The organism is Lentzea sp. JNUCC 0626 (assembly GCF_043632865.1).
Lineage (GTDB): Bacteria > Actinomycetota > Actinomycetes > Mycobacteriales > Pseudonocardiaceae > Lentzea.
Genome location: NZ_CP171635.1, coordinates 6777074 through 6796828, shown reverse-complemented (window position 1 = coordinate 6796828; position 19755 = coordinate 6777074). Strand labels below are relative to the sequence as shown.

Below are 19755 nucleotides of genomic sequence, written 5' to 3'. Positions count from 1 at the left end.
CGCCGGGGGCTTTTTCGTGTCGTAATATGAACTCGACAACGGTTTCCATTACCTGATCGAGGGACGGCGTGATGACTCTCCGCAACGCTCTGGTCGGCACTCTCGCCGTCGTGAGCCTGGCCGCGTGTGGCACGTCCACGCCGTCCGCTGACAACGGCAAGATCCAGGTCGTGGCCTCGACGAACGTCTGGGGCAGCGTCGTCCAGGCCGTCGGTGGCGACGCCGTCGAGGTGAAGGCCCTGCTGGCCGACGCGGCCGCCGACCCGCACTCCTACGAGAGCAAGCCCGCGGACGCCGCGCTGGTCAAGGACGCCAAGCTCGTCATCTTCAACGGCGGCGGCTACGACGACTTCTTCGCGAAGCTGATCACCAGCGACGCCACCAAGAAGATCGAGGCGTTCCCGCTCGCCGACAACCACGCCGAGCCGTCCACCGGCACGCCCGACGCCGACGGTCACGACCACAGCACCAACGAGCACGTCTGGTACGACCTGCACACCGTCGCGGCCGTGGCCGAGGCGGCGTCGACCGAGCTCAGCGGCCTCGCGCCGGACAAGAAGGCGACGTTCGAGAAGAACGCGGCCGACTTCAAGGCCTCGCTGGAGGAGCTGGAGAAGAAGGTCGCCGGCGCCGGCCAGGGCAAGAAGGTCGCCGTCACGGAGCCGATCGCGCACTACCTGATCGAGGAATCCGGCGCGGAGGACGCGACCCCCGAGGCGTTCAGCAAGGCCATCGAGGAGGAGTCGGACGTGCCCGCCGCCGCGCTCGCGTCGATGAACCAGCTCGTCGAGGGCAAGCAGGTCAACGTGCTCGTCGAGAACACCCAGACCGAGAACCAGGTGACGAAGAGCGTGGTCGAGAAGGCGCGCACGGCAGGCGTCCCGGTCGTCGCCGTGACCGAGACGCTGCCCGAAGGCGTGACCGGCTACCTTGACTGGATGACCAAGCAGGTGGACGCGCTCGTGCAGGCGCTCAAGGCATGAGCGCGATCTCGCTGCGCGGGGCCAGGCTGTCCTACGGCGACAGAGTCCTGTGGGACGGCCTCGACCTGGACGTCGAGCCGGGAGAGTTCCTGGCCGTCCTCGGCCCGAACGGCTCCGGCAAGACCAGCCTGATGCGCGTGCTGCTGGGTCTCCAGCCGCTGTCGTCCGGCACGGTCTCCGTGGCCGGCGGCAGTCACGCGATCGGGTACATCCCGCAGCAGCGAGCGCTCGACCAGTCCATGACCCTGCGCGGCCGCGACCTGGTCGGGCTGGGGTTGGACGGCCACTCCTGGGGCTTCGGCTGGCGGGGGCGCCGTGAGCGGAGGATCCGCGTTGACGCGGCCATCGAGTCGGTGGGTGGTACCCGCTACGCCGACTCGCCTGTCGGGCTTTTGTCGGGTGGCGAGCAGCAACGGCTGCGCGTCGCTCAGGCGTTGGTCGGGGATCCGACTGTGATGCTCTGCGACGAGCCGCTGTTGTCGTTGGACCTCGCCAACCAGCGGGTGGTCTCCGAACTGATCGACAAGCGGCGGCGTGAGTCGGACACCGCTGTTCTGTTCGTGACGCATGAGTTGAACCCGGTGCTGCCGTTGGTGGACCGGGTTTTGTACCTGGTGGGCGGGCGGTTCCGGATCGGCACGCCCGAAGAGGTCATGAACTCCCGGACGTTGTCCGAGCTGTACCGGACGCCGGTCGAGGTCGTGCGGGTGCGCGACCAGATCCTGGTGGTCGGCGCCGGCGCCTGCGAGGAGCAGACGCACCACCTGTCGGCGGAGGCCGCGTCGTGACGTTGTTCTTCGAGCTGCTCGAACTCGACTTCGTGCAGACCGCCCTGATCACCGCTGCCGTCCTCGGCGTGGTGGCGGGCGTCCTCGGTCCCCTGGTCGTCACGCGCAAGATGGCGTTCGCCGTGCACGGCACCAGCGAGCTCGCGTTCACCGGCGGCGCGGCGGCGTTGCTCATCGGGGTTGGTGTCGGGTACGGCGCGCTGGCCGGGTCGATCATCGCCGCAGTGCTGCTGGGGGTGCTGTCCCGGCGGGAGAGCGATCGCGATTCGGTTATCGGCGCGATCCTGGCATTCGGGCTCGGCATGGGGATCCTCATGCTCGCGCTCTACAAGGGGCGCACGTCCAACAAGTTCGGGCTGCTGACCGGGCAGATCGTCGGCGTGGACTCGACCGACCTCCAGTTGCTGGTCGTGTCGTCCGTCGTCGTGCTGGTGGTGCTGGCCTTCATCTACCGGCCGTTGTTCTTCGCCTCGGTGGACCCTGACGTGGCGGTGTCGCGCGGGGTTCCGGTGCGGACGCTGTCGATCGTGTTCGCGGTGCTGGTCGGGGTGGCCACGGCGCTGTCCGTGCAGGTCGTCGGGGCTCTGCTGGTGCTGGCGTTGATGATCACGCCTGCTGCCGCGGCCATGCGGCTGACCGCCTCGCCGGTGCGGGCGACCGTGTTGTCGGTGGTGTTCGCCGAGGTGGCGGCGGTCGGAGGGATCCTGCTGTCGCTCGTGCCCGCGCTGCCCGTGAGCGCGCTGGTCACGGCGATCAGCTTCGTGATTTACCTGGTTTGTCGGCTGGTGTCTTCTCGGCGGGGTGCGCGGGTTTCGTAGCGTTCCCCTGGTGCGTTGGCGGGTTGCTGTTGCGTGCTTCCCCCTGGGGGCTCTGCCCCCAGACCCCCGGCAATCTGATCGGGGGGCACCGCGCCATGAGCAGGCTGGTGGCACGCCTGTTTGTGTTGGGCGGCTGCGTGTTGCGTTGGTGGTTGCGTTGGCGGTGGGGTCCCGTCACAAGTCGAGCCAAGAGCACCTCGGCTTCGCCGTTGGGTCGGCTCGCCTTCGGCTTCGCGTTTGGTCAGGCGCTGCGTGAGCTGATCGGCTTTGTGACGTCGTCCTGGCGCGGCGCCGGCATGAGACGCGGCGGGATGTCCAAGCCCGCGACCCGGACCTGGTTGCGGCCGTTCTCCTTGGCCTTGTAGAGCGCCGCGTCCGCCGAGTGCTGGGCCGTGGCCATGTCCGGGCCGTTGTCCGGGATGACCGCCACGCCGATGGAGGCCGAGATCGCGCGCAGCGACTCGCCTTCTGGCTCGTCGGGCTGGGTTTCGCGGCCGTACAGGGTGACCACGTTGCGGTGCTTGTCGGTGGTCGGGACGGCCAGGGAGCCGATGGCCTCGCGGATGCGTTCGGCGATCGTGACGCCTTGGGCTACCGGGGTGTCCTTCAGGGCCACCACGAATTCCTCGCCGCCGTCGCGGCCCGCCACGTCGCCGGGGCGGAGCTTCTCGCGCAGGATTCGACCCACCTCGGCCAATACCGCGTTGCCCGCGGGGTGGCCCCAGGTGTCGTTGATGCGCTTGAAGTGGTCCAGGTCGATCACCAGGACGGTCATCGGTTCGCCGTCCAGGCGGCAGCGTTCTGCCAGGCGGCCCGCGTACTCGGCCAGGCCGTTGGTGTTGAGGAGGCCCGTTCGGTAGTCGGTGTGGGCGTCGGCTGCCAGGCGTTGGTGGAGTTGCTCCTGCTCGCGCAGCAGGCGTTCCAGGTGTGCTCGGCGTTCGCCTGCCTTCGAGAGGAGGGCGTTGACGAGGATCACCGGCACGGCCAGCAGCAGGGGTCCCACCCAGTGGGTGGTCATGAGCATGCCGAGCATCGCGCCCGCGCCGAGGGTGCTCATTTCGAGCATGTTGTCGACTTTGGAGCCCAGGAAGTCGAGGACCTTCGAGTTCGGGGTCACGATTTTGAATGCCACGGCGACTGTCATCACCTGAACGAACCAGTAGACGACTGCGGCAATCGCGAGAATCAGGACCAAACTCAGGTCAGTCGGGACGTTTCCGGTCGCAGCTAGCGAAACGCCCGAAAGGTGCACCAACGCCCAGGAGAGGAGCGTTGAGGCGAGCATCGAGGCGGTGCCGAAGACGAAGCGGTACGGCTGGCGGCGGGCTATCGGCTGGATCAGGATGCGCATCCAGATCGTCGCGATGATGGCCAGGCCACCGGGGAGGGCGACGGCTGCTGCGAACGTCCAGACCGAGGTCAGGTCTATGTGGGGGCCGGAGGCCTCGTTGCGGCGGGCCTCTTCCGCTCTGCGGACGATCGTCAGGTGGATGGTGATCGCGGCGATCAGCGCGCCGAAGCGGAGCCAGTCTGCGGACGAAACGGACGTGAGCTTCGTCAGGAGCCAGATGGAGGCAACGGCTACGGCCGCTTCGAGCACGAAAAAGTATGCGATCGCACTAGGCGCAACGGTCCAAAGGTCCCAGTTGCGAATCGGAGTCAAGCCGAGTGCCCGCGATCGCCTGCGATCAGTCAAACTGTTCTTCACCACGACCCCCTACGCTCATGGCACTTCATGAGCTAAGCCGCCGCTGACCAGGTCGTAGACCACCACGCTGCTGCTCGTCGCAACGAGGAGGTGTCCTTCCATGTGCAACCGAGACTTCTAGCGCTGCCCATCCTCCACTCGACTTCAATGCCGCATCCGGATCATCCTGGTGCCTCTACGACGGATATCGCTATTGGTGACCGTTCTGTTTCAGATTGCCACCGCCTTCGTGTCGGCGCGACCCCTCGCCCGTCGCCAGGCGAAGGTTGCCTGCGTCGCCAGCAGCAGTCCGATACCGCCCGCTCCGGCGATCGTGGCCGTGACCGATCCGACCGAATGGGCGACCACACCCGCCAGCGCCATTCCGCCGCCCTGGCTCGAGCGCAACGCCGCGCGCCCAATGCCATAAGCCCTGCCGCGGTACTGATCCGGTAGCAGGCGCATCCACGCCGAACGAGCGGGTGTGTGATAAGCCCCGCCTATACCGGCAATCACCAGCAAAACGATCGTCCAGGTCAGGTTCGGGTTGAATGCGAACATGATCAACGGCGCCAGCGACAGGATCGCCAGCGGGCCGATCAGCCGTTCCCGCTTCGCCGGGTCCCTGACCAGACGGAAGAGCAACGCCACGCCCAGCACGTTCGCCGCGGGCTCGATGGCGAGGATCAGGCCGACCGCCCAGACCGCGTTCAGGCTCGCCGCCAGGGGGACCGCGAGTCCTTCCGGGACCATCGCGAGGCCCGCGAGCAGGCGGACGCCCAGCAACGTCCTCAGGCGTGGTTCCGACACCATCAGGGTCAGCACGCCGCGGGACTCTTCGTCGTCCTTCTTCTTGCGGCCCAGCGGATCCGCGGCCGGCCGGTGCTGCACCGACGTCTGCACGAGGATCGCGAGCAACACGAACGTGCCCGCGTTGATCGCGAGCGCGAGGCCCGGGCTCGTGTGGGCGACCAGGAAACCGGCCGCCGCCAGACCGGCCATCTGCGCGATGTCGACGGACGTGCCGAACAACGCGACACCGTCGTCGTAGCGCTTCTGCGGCAGCACGTGCGGCAGGCTCGCCTCCTGCGCCGCGAGGTACGGCGAGGAGATCGCCAGCACCACCACGAGCAGCACGATCATGGCCCACAGCGGCATGCCGGGAATGGCCATCGCGCCCATCAGCACGGCCTGCATCCAGGCCGTCGTCACCATTACCGTGCGGCGCGGGAACCGGTCCGCGACCCAGCCCAGCAACGGGCCCGAAATCAGCGGCGGGAAGAGCGTCAACGACCACGTGAGCGCGGTCCAGGCAGCGGATTGTGTTCGCTCGAATACGAGCAGTGACAATGCGACCGCCGCGAGTTGGTCGCCGGCGGTGGACGCGGTCGAGCCGATCCACATCGCGCGGAACTCGCGCAAACCCACGAGCTCGCGGAGGGCCCCGCGGGTCGTCATGCGGTGCCTCGCGGGGTCGCTGCCCGCGCGCGGCGAATCGGCACGTCCCGATTCGCTCTACGCCGAGTCACGTCGCCCCCGCCGGTGGTAATCAATTCCTATCGACAATCACGGTAGAAGCTGCCTGACCGTTCAACGTCTGTCCTACCACAGTGTGTACCTAAACGGAGCAGGGCAGTTACCTAAAGTAGTTACAATAGCGAAACGTAGAGCTGATCTTCTTCACAGTTGACCTCGGGTACGCCTGATTGGACCCCAAATGGTCACGCAATGTGTCAGCCGGTGCCAAACGGGTGCCACGCGCTCGCCCAACCGGTGCAACCGGCTCCGACTCCTGACCGGCAGAAGACGTTAATGGCGATCGAGACGACGGTACCCGCGCCCGGGAGTGGCGCGTAATAGGCCACGCGGTTTGTCATGCGAACGGCAGCGAAGGTTCTGGCAAGCGTGAAATGTCGACTTTCCCGCCCGCGAACCTAAACCGGTTTCGCGGGCAGGAAAACGATCACTAACGTCGGCCAAAGGACGCCATTGGCGTCACGAACCAGCCGATAACGTCAGGCAACTCAGCCTTTGGCGTCGATCCGGCGGCGACGCGCCACCTCGGCCAGCACGACACCCGCGGCGACCGACGCGTTGAGCGATTCGACGCCCGGCGTCATCGGGATCGACACGGTCTGGTCGCACGTCTCCTTGACCAGACGACCGAGCCCGCGGCCCTCGGAACCGACCACCACGACGAGCGGTCCGGTGGCGAGTTCGAGGCCGTCGACGTCCACGTCGCCGTCCGCGTCGAGGCCGACGATCATGAGTCCGGCCTCGGCCCAGTCACGCAGCGTGCGCGTGAGGTTGGTGGCCATCGCGATCGGCAGCTTGGCCGCGGTGCCCGCGCTGGTGCGCCAGGCGACGGCCGTCATCGACGCGCTGCGCCGCTGCGGCACCACGACGCCCTGCGCGCCGAACGCCGCGGCGGACCGGATGACGGCACCCAGGTTGCGGGGGTCCGTCACGCCGTCCAGCGCCACCAGCAACGGCGGCCGGGTGGAGTGCTGGGCGATTTCCAGCAACTCGTCCGGGGTCGAGTACTCGAACGGCGGCACCTGCAGGCCGAGGCCCTGGTGCATCGCGCCGGCGGTGATCCGGTCGAGCTCGCTGCGGGACACCTCCAGCACGGAGATTCCCCGCTCGGCCGCCAGGCGCACGGCTTCCTGCACGCGGTCGTCCGCGTCGATGCCGAGCGCCACGTAGAGCGCCGTCGCCGGCGTGCCCGCGCGCAGGCACTCGACGACGGGGTTGCGGCCCGCCACGGTCTCCGCGGAGGCCTTCTCCTTCGTCTGCCTGCGCTGGGTCCTGGCGGCACTGGACTTCGCCGCCATCTTGGCGTTGCGGTATGCCGGGTGGTTCGGCCGGTCCGTCGCCTTCGGCGTCGGACCCCTGCCTTCGAGCCCCTTCGACTTCTGCCCGCCGGAGCCGGCGACCGCGCCCTTCTTGGAGCCCGGATTGCGCATCGCGCCCTTGCGCTTGGAGTTGCCAGCCACGGAAGTCAGTCGTCCTTCAAAGTCCACTGCGGACCGCCGGGGGTGTCCTCGACGGCGATGCCCGCGTCGGAAAGCTGGTCCCTCAGCGCGTCGGAACGCGCGAAGTCCCTGCTCTTGCGGGCTTCCTGGCGTTCGACGAGGAGTCGTTCCACCAGGGCGGTCAACGCCTGCCGCATGCCGGTGTCGGCAGACGACGCGTCGATCCACTTCGGCGACAACGGGTCGACGCCGAGGATGTCAGCCATCCGGCGGACGCACTCGGCCGCGGAACGGGCCGTGTCGTCGTCGCCGTCGGCAAGAGCCGTGTTGCCCTGGCGCACCTTGTTGTGGAGTGCGGCCACGGCCTGCGGCGTGTTCAGGTCGTTGTCCATCGCGGTCACGAAGTCCGGGCACATGTCGCCCCGGAGCTCGATCGGGCCGAGCTTCTCCGTGGCGCGGCGCAGGAACGACTCGATGCGGCCGTACGCCGTCACCGCCTCGTTCAGCGCTTCCTCGGAGTACTCGATGTGCGAGCGGTAGTGCGGCGACACGAGGTAGTACCGCAGCTCCTGCGCGCGGACCTTCTCGAGCATCGCCGGGATGGACACGGTGTTGCCGAGCGACTTGGCCATCTTCTCGCCGGACAGCGTCACCCAGTAGTTGTGCATCCAGTAGTTCGCGAAGCCGTCACCGGCCGCCCGCGACTGCGCCTGCTCGTTCTCGTGGTGCGGGAAGATCAGGTCGAGGCCGCCGCCGTGGATGTCGAACGTGCCACCGAGGTACTCCGTGGCCATCGCCGAGCACTCCAGGTGCCAGCCGGGCCTGCCGTCGCCCCACGGGGTCGGCCAGGACGGCTCGCCGGGCTTCGCGGCCTTCCAGAGCGTGAAGTCACGCGGGTCGCGCTTGCCGCGCACCGCCGTCTCGCCCTGCTCCACCGCGTCGAGCTTCTGGCCGGAGAGCGCGCCGTACTCGGGGAACGAACGCACGTCGAAGTAGACGTCACCGTCGACGTCGTAGGCGTGGCCCTTGTCGATCAGGCGCTGCATCAGCTCGACCATCTGCGTGATGTGGCCGGTGGCGCGCGGCGCGTACGACGGCGGCAGGCAGCCCAGCGCGTCGTAGGCGTCCTCGAACGCCCGCTCGTGCGTGTACGCCCACTCCCACCAGGGCCTGCCGTGGTCGGCGGCCTTGGTGAGGATCTTGTCGTCGATGTCGGTGACGTTGCGGACCAGCGTGACGTCGGCCCCGTCGCGCGCGAGCCAGCGACGGAGGACGTCGAAGTTGAGGCCGCTGCGGACGTGCCCGATGTGCGGCACGCCCTGCACGGTCGCCCCACACACGTAGATCGACGCCGTTCCGTTGACCTGCGGGTGGAACTCCCGCATGGACCGGCTCGCCGTGTCGTAGATGTGGAGGCTCACACGGGAATGGTACGGGCCACATCCAAAAGAGCGTCCGGGCGGTCACTCGTCGGAACCGGGTTGACGAGCCGGAAGGAGCAACCGATGGCCTCCGCTCCGCCGTCCGCCTCCTCGCTGTCGCCGACCATCACGGCATTGCGGGGATCGACGCCCAGCCGTTCGCAGGCCGTGGTGAAGATCTTCGGATCCGGCTTGATGACGCCTTCCTCGTACGACAGCACGAACTCGTCGACGAGGTGCGTCAGGCCGTGCCGTTCGAACACCGTGCGGATGTCCCAGCCGATGTTGCTGACTACCGCGACCGGGATGTCCTTGAGGTGTTCCAGCGTCGCCTTGGTGTCCGGGTACGGCACCCACGACTCGGGGTGCAGCAGCTGGTCGTAGAACGCTTCGGCGTCAGGCACCAGCGCGTCCTTGAGGACCTTCACGTGCACCCAGCGGTGCACGTCGGCGTCGAGGTCGCGGCGGTGCCAGGCGTCGACCAGCTCGGGGTCCATGCCGTCGGCGATGCCGACCGGGGCGGTGAGAGCACGCATCAGGTCGCCGTTGGACTCCAGCTCGGGGTGTTCGAGCCGGAACAGCGTGCCGGAGAAGTCGAAGAGCGCGGCGCGGATCGTCACGCCCCCGACTCTACGTGCTCTCCGTCAGGTGGTCTGGACCTTTTGGAGCTCGGCCTCGACGGGCCGCACGTCGTACTCCAGGTGCAGCCGCAGGTCGCCCGCGCCGCGGTCGGTGGCGGCCGCGAACTCCTCGACGAACCGCTCGATCTGCTGGAGCGGCTGGTCCGCGAGCCGGGCGGCGGCCTGGTAGAGCGCGGCGTAGCGGTCCGGCGGCGTGGTGCCGCGCAACTCGGCCGACCAGTCGAGCAGACCTTCGTACTGCTCCACGAACTTGTTCGCCAGGTGCTTGATCTTGTCGCGGTCACCGGGCCGTCCGGGCGGGCCGAACGCCATCTGCACCCGGCCAGGCGCCAGCAGGTCCTCGACGGTGTTGAGGATGCCGTCGAACGACCGGCTGCGCGCCCGGAACGTGTCCAGCGCGTCCACGTCCTCGGTGATCATGCGCTTCGGCTTCGCCGTGCCCATCTCGTGGCTGACGCGCTTGTCCTTGAGGTTGCGCATGAGCATCGCGACCGTGTCGGAGAACAGCTGGTACTCCCAGCCGGCGGGCGGCGGCGGCGTGGTGACGGCCTTGCCGACCTTCTGCGCGATCATCTCGGCGAGCTCGCGCGGCGTGCGGTTGCTGATGTCCAGGTAGCCGGTGCCGACGCGCAGAGCGGGGATCTCCGTGTCGTCGAACCGCACGGGCAGCACGTACTCGGTGTCCGAGACCAGCGCGCGGTCGAACGCGGACTGCCGCTCGTGCTTCGTCCACATCTTGCGGGCGTAATGCTCCGAAATGAACATCACGCAGAACCGCGAGTCCTTGCTGTAGATCTGGTGGAGGTGCTCGACGAGGTTCTTGCCCCAGAGATCGGCTTGCTCGTCGGTGTCGTAGAAGCGGGAAACACCCAGTTCGGTGAGGTGGCGAGCCACCTGGTCGACGTAGGGGCGGTCTTCGCCGGCGAAGGAGAGGCACACGTCGTACTTGGGCACCAGGCGAATGGTAGTGGCGGGAACCACAGCGTTGGCGGGGGAGTTGTCCAGGTATGAGCCTGGGGTTCCTGTTCGCGATGTCGTTGCCCGCGTTGGTGGCCGCGCTGTTCTTCTTGGCCATGTTCGAGAGATTCGTGCGGGGCAAGAAGAAGGGGATGCCGCTGTCGACCGCCGGGATCGGGGAGCTCGGGGCGACGTTCGAGCAGGGGAAGCGGCACGAGCTGGAGTTCCGCAAGGAGGAGCGGCAGTTGCGGGACGAGGAGGGGGACGGGGCGCCGCCGCGTTCTTCGGTGGATCTCGAAGCTGGGACCGCGGTGGTGAAGGTGCCTTCGCAGCGGCAGGCCGGGTAGGCGGGTTCGCTGCGGGTCGGCTTGCGTTGGCCGGTTCCTGTTCCAGCGGGGTTGGTCGCGTTCCTGGGGTTCGGTCGCCTTGCGAGGGTGGTCCATCAGGTCGTGACGAAGAGCGGGGTTGCGATTGGGGCTTGACCTTGAGCCTCTGGCGGGATGCGTTCGCGGCCTCAAAGCCGGGGTGAAAGCGCCCCGGCCGGACCGAGACAGGTTGGCATCCCGCCCCTCAAGGTCAAGCCCCAATCGCCATGAGCGGGGTTTACCGCTACCCAACCTGGTAGCAGCCCGTTCGGGCTCGCTTCGCTTCGCCACGCCAGGTTTCGTAGGTGGTTGGCGTGCGTTGGTGGCTGCCGGTTGCGTGCGCGCGCCGAGCCAAGACGGTGGTCACCTTGCGTTGGCGACTGCGGTTGCGTGCGTACCGCGCCTGGCCGAGACGGTGTTCGTCAGGCGTTGCCGGTGGTCTTCGCGACCTTCACCCGGACGATGACGCGCACGTTGTCAGTGCCCTCGTCGCCCGGGTAGTCCTTGCCCAGGTACTTGTGCGACAGCTCGTCGATGAGCTCGCGGCCGCCCTCGGTGGTGAGCTGCGCGTCGCCGCGGAACTCCGTGTACTGGTACGGGTTGTCCTTGTTGATGACGGTGATGCTCACCCGTGCGTCGTTCTGCAGGTGGCGCTCCTTGGCGCGGCCCACGACGGTGGAGAACAGGACGTCGTCGCCGTCGCGCTTGACCCACACGACGGAGGTCTGCGGGCTGCCGTCCTTGGTCAGCGTGGCGACCGTGCCGTAGTTGGGGCTGTCCAGGAGTTCGCGCTGTGCATCTGAAAGCGTGGCCATGGTTCGTCAGGCTACGGGGAAGAGCAGGGCTGTCGCGATCGCGGCGATGCCCTCGTTCCGCCCTGTGAGACCCAGGCCGTCCGTGGTGGTTCCGGCGACCGAGACGGGGCCGCCCACGGCTTCGGAGAGGGTCTTCTGGGCCTCTTCGCGGCGCTTGCCGATGCGGGGCTCGTTGCCGATGACCTGCACTGTGGCATTTCCCACTCGGTAGCCGGCCTCCTCGATCAGGCGGCGGACCTCTGTGAGCAGGACCACGCCGTGGGCGCCTGACCAGCGGGGATCCGAGGTGCCGAAGACGGCGCCGAGGTCACCCAGGCCCGCTGCGGAGAGCAGGGCGTCGCACAGGGCGTGGGAGGCGACGTCGCCGTCCGAGTGGCCGGCGCAGCCGTCCACGCCTTCCCAGAGGAGGCCGGCGATCCAGCACTCACGACCTGACTCGATCGGGTGGACGTCGACGCCCTGGCCGATCCTCACTCCTGGCCTCCGCTGAACAGTGCTTCCGCGACCGCTAGGTCGAACGGGGTGGTGATCTTCATGGCGTGTGCGTGTCCGGGAACCGTGTGCACCGCGACGCCGTTCTTCTCTACGAGACCAGCGTCGTCAGTTGCGGCAATACCGGAGCAATAGGCGGCTTTGAGAGTCTCGGCGCGGAAACCCTGCGGGGTCTGCACGACTCGCAGTGCGGCCCGATCAGGTGTGGAGACGACCACTCCGACCTCGTCCACCTGCTTGATCGTGTCGGCGACCGGCAGCACCGGGATGACGGCGTCGTGCCCGCTTCGCACAGCGGCTACGACGGCGGCGATGACTTCGGGAGGGGTGAAGGCACGAGCGGCGTCGTGGACCAGCACGATCGAGGTGTCCGGAATCACGCTGAGCGCGTGGTCGAGGGCGAGGCGCACCGAGTCGGTGCGTTCGGCGCCCCCTGAAAGCACGTGCACCGCCCCGCCGGCCGGGGCCAGCGAGGCGGTTGCGGTGTGCACTTGGTCCACATCGGACGGTGGAGCGGCGATGACGACGTGATGAACCTGGCCTGACTCGAACAGGCCACGCACGGCACGCGTCAACAGCGGAACTCCGTTGACCGGCACAAGCGCCTTGGGCATCCCGTAGCCCAGACGCTCACCCCGCCCTGCCGCGGGCACGAGCGCGACAACACTCATGTTCGCGACTGAATCCGATGCTCTATGTGATTAGTTAAGAAGCAGTGGCGAGAACTTCGTCGAGGAGAACCTCGGCCTTGTCCTCGTCGGTGCCCTCGGCCAGCGCCAGCTCGCTGACCAGTATCTGCCGCGCCTTCGCCAGCATCCGCTTCTCGCCGGCGGAAAGCCCGCGATCCTTTTCGCGCCGCCAGAGGTCGCGCACCACTTCCGCAACCTTGTTCACATCGCCGGAAGCGAGCTTCTCAAGGTTGGCCTTGTACCGCCGAGACCAGTTGGTCGGCTCCTCGGTGTGGGGAGCACGCAAGACCTCGAAAACCTTGTCGAGCCCTTCCTGGCCGACAACGTCACGCACGCCTACGATTTCGGCGTTGTCAGCGGGAACCCGAACGGTGAGGTCGCCCTGCGCTACCTTGAGAACGAGGTACTTCTTCTCCTCGCCCTTGATCACGCGGGTCTCGATTGCTTCGATGAGAGCGGCACCGTGGTGCGGGTAGACGACGGTCTCTCCGACCTTGAAAACCATGTGTCCTCTGCCCCTTTCGATGGCTCCATCCTATCACGTCCGGCAACCCTTCGATCGCTGCTCGATGATCCGTAAGTGCTGGTCAGGGCCGTGCGGGGGGTTGACAAACCACCTGTTCGCGTGCAAGGTACGTCTCATTGAAGATCGACTGGCAGCCAGTCGCGCCCTCGATTCGGGCCCCGGTTAGGCTCCTTGCCTGGTGGTTGTTGCCTAGGAAGGGCGCTGGAGCCGTGAACTCAGGAGTGTCTCGCCGGATGATCGTGACGGCAGCGCTGGCCGCGGGCCTCGGCCTCGTCGCGGTCGGCTGCAGCGCCGGTCAGGTCACCCAGACCGACACCCAGGTCGCCGCCGTCGACGGTGCGAGCGGCAACGCGGGCCCGATCGCGGTGCGCAACGTCATGCTCGCCTTCCCGCCGGACGGCAACCGGTACCACGAGGGCGACGACGCGCCGCTGACCTTCGTCATCGCGAACACGGGGTCCGCCGCGGACAAGCTGCTCTCCGTCAAGACGGAGGCCGCCGAGTCCGAGGCCGAGGTCGTCGGTACGAAGGAGATCCCGGCGCAGTACGCGCTGCGGGCCGAGTACGACGCCTCCAAGGCGCCGGTGAAGACGTCCGCGCCGTCGTCGGTCGTGCCCACCTCGGGCGCGCCCTCGTCGAACGTGACGCCGTCTTCCGGCGTTCCGTCGTCCGGCGCCCCGTCCTCGAACTCGTCCTCGAACGTGACGCCGTCGTCCGGCGCGGAGTCGTCCGCCCCGTCCTCGGGTGCGCCGTCCTCCGGCCGTCCGTCGGGCTCCTCGTCCGCCGCGCCGAGCTCGTCCGCGGCCGTCGACCCGGACCTCGAGGTGCTGGAGATCCGCTGCACCGTCAAGAAGCTGAACCGCGACGTGGTGGCCGCGCAGACCATCAAGGTCACGTTCCTCTTCGAGAAGGCCGGTTCGCTGACGCTGGAGGTGCCCGTGGCGCCGTCCGAGCACAAGCGCACGAGCGACCACGAGTCCGGCGGTCACTGACCTCTTGATGCACGAAAACGCCGCCTCCCCACGCTGGGGAGGCGGCGTTCTTCGTTCTCAGGCCTTGAGCATCGGGCGGAACTTGTCGCGGTACGCCCACGCGAGGCCGATCTCGGCGGCCACCACGACCAGCGCCATGGCCGTGCCGCTCGGCTCCAGGAAGACGTGGAACAGGAAGATGTTCACGATCACCGGGGCGAGCAGCGCCAGCGCCAGCGGCACGAACCGCCCGGCGACCAGCAGCAGGCCCGCGACGAGCTGCACACCGCAGGTGAGCTGAAGCATGTAGCCGGTCTCGTAGAGCGCGACGTTGAAGGCGACCCCGCCCGGCGCCATCGTGCTGGGATCGGGGGCGGGCATGAACATCAGGAAGCCGTTCAGGCCGGTGGTGGCGAACAGCAGGCCGGTCAGCACGCGGGTGACGACGGTGGCGTAGCGGCCGAGGGCGAACTTGCGGGTCTGCGTCTGCGTCGCGGTGGCGGTGCTCACGGTGTCCTCCAGGCTGTGTCGTGTCCTTCCACTGATGCGTCGAACGGGGGCGGCGGTGGATCGACACGACGCCCGAAAAATCTTGGAAGTTTCTTCGCGGCGTTGCTGACCTGCGGTGGAGCGAGTCCGTCCAGAACTGTCAGGGTTGTGCTCTAACGTTCGTTTCGTGGCGAAGACAGCGCGGCCGATCTTCCGTTGTGCCGAGTGCGGGCACGAGGTGGCGAAGTGGTTCGGCCGCTGCCCCGAATGCCAGGCGTGGGGCAGCATCGAGGAGCGGGGCACCGCGTCCGTGACGCGCGTGGTGGCGGGTGCGCCGACGTCGGCCGCGCGCCCGATCGGCGAGGTCGACATCGAGTCGGCACGGGCGTTGTCGACCGGTGTCAGCGAGTTCGACCGCGTGCTGGGTGGCGGCCTGGTGCCCGGTGCCGTGGTGCTGCTCGCCGGCGAGCCGGGCGTGGGCAAGTCGACGTTGTTGTTGGAGACGGCGCACCGGTGGGCGGAGTCGCACGGGCGTTGTCTCTACGTCACCGGTGAGGAGTCGGCGGGGCAGGTGCGGTTGCGCGCCGAACGCACCGGCAACCTGCACGCCGAGATGTACCTGGCGGCCGAGAGCGAACTCAGCGCGTTGCTCGGTCAGGTCGACCAGGTGAAGCCGTCGATGTTGATCGTCGACTCGGTGCAGACCATGTCGACGGTGAGCGTGGAGGGCGTGCCCGGCGGCGTGACGCAGGTGCGGACCGTCGCATCAGGACTGATCGCGATGGCCAAGGAACGCGGCCTCCCGGTAGTCCTGGTTGGACACGTCACGAAGGACGGATCCGTTGCGGGGCCCAGGGTTCTGGAGCACCTGGTCGACGTCGTCCTCCAGTTCGAGGGCGACCGGCACTCCAGCCTGAGGCTGCTGCGCGGCATCAAGAACCGCTACGGCGCCGCCGACGAGGTGGGCTGCTTCGAGCTGCGCGACGACGGCATCGTGGGCGTGCCGGACCCGTCCGGGCTCTTCCTGACGCGCCGCGAGAAGGCCGTCGAGGGCACCTGCGTGACGGTGATCGTCGAGGGCAAGCGTCCGATGCTGGGCGAGGTGCAGGCGTTGGTGGCCAAGACGAACCTGCCCGCCCCCCGGCGCGCGGTGAGCGGTCTCGACTCGGCGCGCATCTCGATGGCCTTGGCAGTGCTGGAGAAGCGCGGCAAGGTCAACCTGTTCCAGAAGGACGTCTTCACCGCGACAGTCGGCGGCATGCGCCTGACCGAACCGGCCGCAGACCTCGCCGTCGTGCTCGCGGTCGCCTCGGCAGAACGCGAGATCGCCCTCCCCGCCGACCTGGTGGTGCTGGGCGAGGTGGGCCTGGCGGGCGAGATCCGGCGGGTCAACGGCGTGGGCAAGCGCCTGCAGGAGGCCGCGCGGCTCGGCTTCAAGAAGGCCCTGGTGCCCCCGGACCACGGCCCGTTGCCGGACGGCGTGCGCGCCCTGGTGGCGAACGACCTGGTGTCGGCGCTGGACGTGCTGGGCCTGAACCGGAGGCGTGCGGGCAAGAAGGAGGAGAAGGACGAGAGGGAAGACGACTGAGCCGCGCACTCACGCTGCCGACCACAACCGGCCATGCCGCGCTCTGACCTACGCACCCACGCTGCCGACCACAACCAGCCGCGCCGCGCTCTGACCCGCGCCGCTCCGCGCCGACCGATGCTGCGGCCTGCGCTGCGCTGACCCGTGCTGCGCCGCGACCCGAGCCATGCTGCGACCCGACCGCGCCATGCCGTGCCGCGCGGCCGCCCCCGTGCTGCGCTCTCCTGACCATGCCGCGACCCGACCTGTGCCGCGCTGCTCCGCGCCAACCTGCGCTGCGCCGCGACCCGCCCCGCGCCATGCGAGCCGGCCCGCACCGTGCTGCGCGCTCCTAACTACGCCGCGACCCGACCATGCACGAGGGACAGCCGGTGGCGGGCACGGCGACTGTGATCGAATACGCGGGTGTTGGGGAGACACGACAGCGAGATCGGTGAGTTGTTGCGGTACGCCGTGTCCTTGGTGCCGCCCGAGGTGCGGGGCGACGAGCTGCCCGACTACCTCGACCTCGAAGAGTGGGACCTGGTCCTCCAGCTGCTGGGCGACTTCGACGGCCACACCTGGCAGACACCGCGCTACTGGGCCCTGCTGGCCGAGGCGGCCACGCAGATGGACCAGGACGAGGCGTGGTTCCAGTGGCGTTGCGTGGAGTCGATCCAAGGCCTCATCAGAATCGAACTCACCCTCGCGGTGGACGCGGAACCGTTGCAGGCCAGGGGAGAACGTCCGCTGTGGGACGTCACCGGCAAGACGCAGCGGGTGGCCGCGCTGTGGATCGAGTCCAAGCCGGTCCTGGGGCCGGGCGAACGAGCCAAAGCCCGGCTGAGGCCGTTCGTGCCGCCGGCGTGGGCGCACCTCATCCGCGGCGACATGATCACGCTGCTCGGCAGCTCGCCGGGCACCGCCAGGATCATCGAGAAGGTCCCGCCCAGGCTCTGAAACGAAAACCGCCGCGGCCCCAAGAACGGGACCGCGGCGGCATCACGAAAAGCGTTCTACTGCGAGAGCAGCTGGGCGCAGCGGATCAGGCCCAGGTGCGAGTACGCCTGCGGGTGGTTGCCCAGCGAGCGCTCGGCCACCGGGTCGTACTCCTCGGGCAGCAGGCCGGTCGGGCCCGCAGCCGCCACGATCTGGCCGAACAGCTCCTCGGCCTCGGTGCGCCGACCGGTCAGCAGGTAGGACTCGATCATCCACGCCGCGCACAGGTGGAAGCCGCCCTCGTCGCCAGGCAGGCCGTCATCGCGGTGGTAGCGGTACACGGTCGAACCGGACCGCAGCTCCGCCTCGATCGCGGTGACGGTGGACTGGAACCGCTCGTCGGTCGGGTCGATCAGACCCGACAGGCCGACGAACAGCGAGGCCGCGTCGAGGTCGTCACCGTCGTAGGCCGTGGTGAACGACTGGACGTCGTCGTTCCAGCCGTTCTTCAGCACGTCGGTGGCGATCGTGTCGCGCAACGGCACCCACGAAGGATCAAGCGAGCGGCCGAACTGCTCGCCGAGCTTGATCGCGCGGTCGATGGTCAGCCAGCACATGACCTTCGAGTACACGTGGTGGCGCGGCGCGTGCCGTTCCTCCCAGATGCCGTGGTCCGGCTCGTGCCAGCGCCGCGAGACGGCCTCGGCCATCGCCTGGACCATCGTCCAGTCGGCGTCCGACAACGAACCGCGCGCGGTGGCCAGCTGCACCACCAGGTCCACGACCGGGCCGAAGACGTCGAGCTGCACCTGCTGGTTCGCGAGGTTGCCCACGCGCACCGGCCGGGAACCCGCGTAACCGGGCAGCGACTCGATGACGGCCTCGGCACCGAGCTGGGTGCCGTGCAACGTGTACAGCGGGTGCAGGCGCTCGGGACCGGGGATGGTCTCCAGCACGCCGTGCAGCCACGCCAGGAAGCCGTCGGCCTCGGCGAACGACCCCACCGACACCAGCGCGGCGGCGGTCATCGCGCCGTCGCGCAGCCAGCAGTAGCGGTAGTCCCAGTTGCGGACGCCGCCGAGCTCCTCGGGCAACGACGTGGTGGCCGCGGCCATGATCGAGCCGGAGTCCTTGTGCACCAGGCCGCGCAACGTCAGCGCGGAGCGCAGCACCAGGTCCGTCTGCACCTTCGGCAGGTGCAGGCCGGCGGCCCAGTCCGACCAGTAGCCGGCCGCGCGGTCACGGCGGACCGACTCGGGCGACACGTGCTCGGACAGGTCGTCGGTGCCGCAACGGAGCTCCAGCAGCACCGGTGCGCCCTCGCGCGGCCGGACGACGGCGCGGGCCGTCTCCTGCAGGCCGTCCGAGGTGATCTCCCAGTCGACGCCGGGAGACCGCAGCACCATCGGGTCGGAGGTGCCGACCACGCGCAGGCCGTCGCGCTCGCGCAGCAACCGCACGGGCACCTGGCCGAACTCCGGGCGCGGCGCGAACGTGATCACCGCGTTGGTCGAACCCGAGATGCGGCGCACCAGGTCGGTGCGGTGCGACGCGAGGTCGTGCTCCAGGTAGTCGGTGACCAGAAGCCGCGACCAGCGGGTCTCCACGATCATCGTGCCCGGCAGGTAGCGCTGGCCCAGGGGCAGCGAACCGTGCTCCGGCTTGATCGAGAAGTGACCGGCCGCCGGCCCGCCCAGCAGGTCCGCGAAGATCGCCGCGGAGTCCGGTTCGGGGTGGCACAGCCAGTTGACCTTGGCGTCCGGCGTCACGAGGGCCACCGAACGCTCGTTGGCGAGCATCGTCAGGCGCTCGATCGGCACGGCCTGGTCGCCGTGCAGCCACGCCCGGCGTTCCTCCAGCAGGAACGCGAGCACGGTCGCCACGTCGGCGGGGTCCGCGACCACGTACGACGCCAGCGACTCACCGGCACCCACGCGGATGCCGACGTCCGGGCCGGACAGGCGCGCGAACGCCTTCTCGTCCGTCACGTCGTCGCCCAGGAAGATCGCCGCGGTGGCACCGACCTGGTGGCGCAGGATGTCGAGGGCGTGGCCCTTGTTGGTCTCGACGACGGCCAACTCGATCACGGCCTTGCCCTCGGTGACCTGCACACCGTCCCAGGTGCACGGGCCGGAGCGGACGGCCGACAGCACCGTCTCGCCGATCTCCGGGGTGGCCGCGCGCCGCACGTGCACGGCGATCGAGGCGGGCTTGACCTCGAGTTGGACGCCTTCCTGGCCCTCGGCGATCTGCTCCAGCTCGGATTCGAGGCGGCGCAGCAACGCCTTGGCGTCCGCGTTGAGGGCGTGTACGAAGCCGACGTCGAACTCGGAGCCGTGCGACCCGACGAGGTGGACCTCGCCGGGCAGCCGGGACAGGGTGGCCAGGTCGCGCAGCGCGCGTCCCGAGATCACCGCGGATGTGGTCTCGTGCAGCGAAGCCAGCGAGCGCAGCGCGTTCACCGACTCCGGCAGCGGACGGGCCGCCTCGGGGTCGGCGACGATCGGCGCCAGCGTGCCGTCGTAGTCGCTCGCGACGAGCAGTCGTGGGGTCCGCGCGAGCTGAACGATCGCTCTGCGCAGTTCGGCGGGGAGGGCCTCGGCGGTCAACGCCCCTCCAGGAGCACTAGATG

The 19755-nt window shown here is 68.7% G+C and carries 19 protein-coding genes; 7 read left to right on the top strand and 12 right to left on the bottom strand.

The genetic code is table 11. The features are described 5' to 3' along the window. The first annotated feature begins 71 nt into the window (after nt 1-71). Genes JNUCC0626_RS30985 through JNUCC0626_RS30975 form a run of 3 tightly spaced genes read left to right on the top strand, consistent with a single transcriptional unit; the run spans nt 72 to nt 2589 of the window. Nucleotides 72-983 carry a metal ABC transporter solute-binding protein, Zn/Mn family gene (locus JNUCC0626_RS30985; protein WP_394614271.1) on the top strand — a complete coding sequence of 304 codons (912 nt, stop codon included), beginning with the start codon at nt 72-74 and terminating at the stop codon, nt 981-983. Then, nucleotides 980-1771, top strand: a complete 792-nt coding sequence (locus tag JNUCC0626_RS30980; RefSeq protein WP_394614270.1) for a metal ABC transporter ATP-binding protein — start codon at nt 980-982, stop codon at nt 1769-1771. Before JNUCC0626_RS30985 ends, JNUCC0626_RS30980 begins: the two co-directional genes overlap by 4 nt. After that, nucleotides 1768-2589 carry a metal ABC transporter permease gene (locus JNUCC0626_RS30975; RefSeq protein WP_394614268.1) on the top strand — a complete coding sequence of 274 codons (822 nt, stop codon included), beginning with the start codon at nt 1768-1770 and terminating at the stop codon, nt 2587-2589. The genes JNUCC0626_RS30980 and JNUCC0626_RS30975 overlap by 4 nt, the downstream gene beginning before the upstream one ends. Nucleotides 2590-2830: 241 nt before the next feature. Here the strand turns inward: JNUCC0626_RS30975 and JNUCC0626_RS30970 are convergent, their stop codons facing one another. The 6 genes from JNUCC0626_RS30970 to JNUCC0626_RS30945 form a co-directional block, all read right to left on the bottom strand. Beyond that, nucleotides 2831-4189, bottom strand: coding sequence for a GGDEF domain-containing protein (locus tag JNUCC0626_RS30970; protein ID WP_394614267.1), 1359 nt, complete (start codon nt 4187-4189; stop codon nt 2831-2833). A gap of 318 nt (nt 4190-4507) precedes the next feature. Continuing rightward, nucleotides 4508-5734, bottom strand: coding sequence for an MFS transporter (locus JNUCC0626_RS30965; protein ID WP_394614266.1), 1227 nt, complete (start codon nt 5732-5734; stop codon nt 4508-4510). Between the two features lie 566 nt (nt 5735-6300). Then, nucleotides 6301-7272 carry a 23S rRNA (guanosine(2251)-2'-O)-methyltransferase RlmB gene (gene rlmB / locus JNUCC0626_RS30960; RefSeq protein ID WP_394614265.1) on the bottom strand — a complete coding sequence of 324 codons (972 nt, stop codon included), beginning with the start codon at nt 7270-7272 and terminating at the stop codon, nt 6301-6303. 5 nt (nt 7273-7277) lie between these two features. After that, nucleotides 7278-8672, bottom strand: coding sequence for a cysteine--tRNA ligase (gene cysS / locus JNUCC0626_RS30955; RefSeq protein WP_394614264.1), 1395 nt, complete (start codon nt 8670-8672; stop codon nt 7278-7280). Further along, nucleotides 8669-9292: an HAD family hydrolase gene (locus JNUCC0626_RS30950; protein WP_394614263.1), complete on the bottom strand. Its 624-nt coding sequence runs from the start codon at nt 9290-9292 to the stop codon at nt 8669-8671. Before JNUCC0626_RS30950 ends, cysS begins: the two co-directional genes overlap by 4 nt. A 24-nt stretch (nt 9293-9316) precedes the next feature. Beyond that, a complete protein-coding gene (locus tag JNUCC0626_RS30945; RefSeq protein ID WP_394614262.1) occupies nt 9317-10267 on the bottom strand; it encodes a toll/interleukin-1 receptor domain-containing protein in 951 nt (316 codons plus the stop codon). Between the two features lie 53 nt (nt 10268-10320). On the opposite strand from JNUCC0626_RS30945, the gene JNUCC0626_RS30940 reads away from it, so the two are divergent. Next, nucleotides 10321-10617, top strand: a complete 297-nt coding sequence (locus JNUCC0626_RS30940; RefSeq protein ID WP_394614261.1) for a DUF6191 domain-containing protein — start codon at nt 10321-10323, stop codon at nt 10615-10617. A gap of 440 nt (nt 10618-11057) precedes the next feature. On the opposite strand, the gene JNUCC0626_RS30935 is transcribed toward JNUCC0626_RS30940, so the two are convergent. The 4 genes from JNUCC0626_RS30935 to JNUCC0626_RS30920 are packed head-to-tail and all read right to left on the bottom strand — an operon-like array spanning nt 11058 to nt 13136. Continuing rightward, nucleotides 11058-11450 carry a PPOX class F420-dependent oxidoreductase gene (locus JNUCC0626_RS30935; RefSeq protein WP_394614260.1) on the bottom strand — a complete coding sequence of 131 codons (393 nt, stop codon included), beginning with the start codon at nt 11448-11450 and terminating at the stop codon, nt 11058-11060. Between the two features lie 6 nt (nt 11451-11456). Continuing rightward, nucleotides 11457-11924, bottom strand: coding sequence for a 2-C-methyl-D-erythritol 2,4-cyclodiphosphate synthase (ispF, locus tag JNUCC0626_RS30930; protein ID WP_394614259.1), 468 nt, complete (start codon nt 11922-11924; stop codon nt 11457-11459). Next, a complete protein-coding gene (ispD, locus tag JNUCC0626_RS30925; RefSeq protein ID WP_394614258.1) occupies nt 11921-12613 on the bottom strand; it encodes a 2-C-methyl-D-erythritol 4-phosphate cytidylyltransferase in 693 nt (230 codons plus the stop codon). Before ispD ends, ispF begins: the two co-directional genes overlap by 4 nt. A 34-nt stretch (nt 12614-12647) precedes the next feature. Beyond that, nucleotides 12648-13136 (bottom strand): CarD family transcriptional regulator, encoded by a 489-nt coding sequence (locus JNUCC0626_RS30920; RefSeq protein ID WP_012782996.1) that lies wholly within the window; start codon nt 13134-13136, stop codon nt 12648-12650. A 254-nt stretch (nt 13137-13390) separates the two neighbouring features. Here JNUCC0626_RS30920 and JNUCC0626_RS30915 point away from each other — a divergent pair, with 254 nt between their 5' ends. Next, nucleotides 13391-14149 (top strand): hypothetical protein, encoded by a 759-nt coding sequence (locus JNUCC0626_RS30915; RefSeq protein WP_394614257.1) that lies wholly within the window; start codon nt 13391-13393, stop codon nt 14147-14149. 57 nt (nt 14150-14206) lie between these two features. Here JNUCC0626_RS30915 and JNUCC0626_RS30910 read toward each other — a convergent pair whose 3' ends face one another. Next, the gene (locus tag JNUCC0626_RS30910) at nt 14207-14638 is read right to left on the bottom strand and encodes a hypothetical protein (RefSeq protein WP_394614256.1); all 432 of its coding nucleotides are present in this window, start codon (nt 14636-14638) and stop codon (nt 14207-14209) included. A 166-nt stretch (nt 14639-14804) separates the two neighbouring features. Here JNUCC0626_RS30910 and radA point away from each other — a divergent pair, with 166 nt between their 5' ends. Both radA and JNUCC0626_RS30900 read left to right on the top strand, forming a co-directional pair. Next, nucleotides 14805-16205, top strand: a complete 1401-nt coding sequence (radA, locus tag JNUCC0626_RS30905; RefSeq protein WP_394614255.1) for a DNA repair protein RadA — start codon at nt 14805-14807, stop codon at nt 16203-16205. Between the two features lie 405 nt (nt 16206-16610). After that, nucleotides 16611-17144, top strand: a complete 534-nt coding sequence (locus tag JNUCC0626_RS30900; protein WP_394614254.1) for a hypothetical protein — start codon at nt 16611-16613, stop codon at nt 17142-17144. A 56-nt stretch (nt 17145-17200) separates the two neighbouring features. On the opposite strand, the gene otsB is transcribed toward JNUCC0626_RS30900, so the two are convergent. Further along, nucleotides 17201-19732 carry a trehalose-phosphatase gene (otsB, locus tag JNUCC0626_RS30895; RefSeq protein ID WP_394614252.1) on the bottom strand — a complete coding sequence of 844 codons (2532 nt, stop codon included), beginning with the start codon at nt 19730-19732 and terminating at the stop codon, nt 17201-17203. Nucleotides 19733-19755 lie beyond the last annotated feature (23 nt).

What these genes read in the sequence shown, in the direction of transcription:
- JNUCC0626_RS30985 (WP_394614271.1), top strand. Translation starts at nt 72, where the DNA reads ATGACTCTCCGCAACGCTCTGGTCGGCACTCTCGCCGTCGTGAGCCTG.
- JNUCC0626_RS30980 (WP_394614270.1), top strand. Translation starts at nt 980, where the DNA reads ATGAGCGCGATCTCGCTGCGCGGGGCCAGGCTGTCCTACGGCGACAGA.
- JNUCC0626_RS30965 (WP_394614266.1), bottom strand. Translation starts at nt 5,734, where the DNA reads ATGACGACCCGCGGGGCCCTCCGCGAGCTCGTGGGTTTGCGCGAGTTC.
- JNUCC0626_RS30940 (WP_394614261.1), top strand. Translation starts at nt 10,321, where the DNA reads ATGAGCCTGGGGTTCCTGTTCGCGATGTCGTTGCCCGCGTTGGTGGCC.
- JNUCC0626_RS30935 (WP_394614260.1), bottom strand. Translation starts at nt 11,450, where the DNA reads ATGGCCACGCTTTCAGATGCACAGCGCGAACTCCTGGACAGCCCCAAC.
- ispD (WP_394614258.1), bottom strand. Translation starts at nt 12,613, where the DNA reads ATGAGTGTTGTCGCGCTCGTGCCCGCGGCAGGGCGGGGTGAGCGTCTG.
- JNUCC0626_RS30920 (WP_012782996.1), bottom strand. Translation starts at nt 13,136, where the DNA reads ATGGTTTTCAAGGTCGGAGAGACCGTCGTCTACCCGCACCACGGTGCC.
- JNUCC0626_RS30915 (WP_394614257.1), top strand. Translation starts at nt 13,391, where the DNA reads ATGATCGTGACGGCAGCGCTGGCCGCGGGCCTCGGCCTCGTCGCGGTC.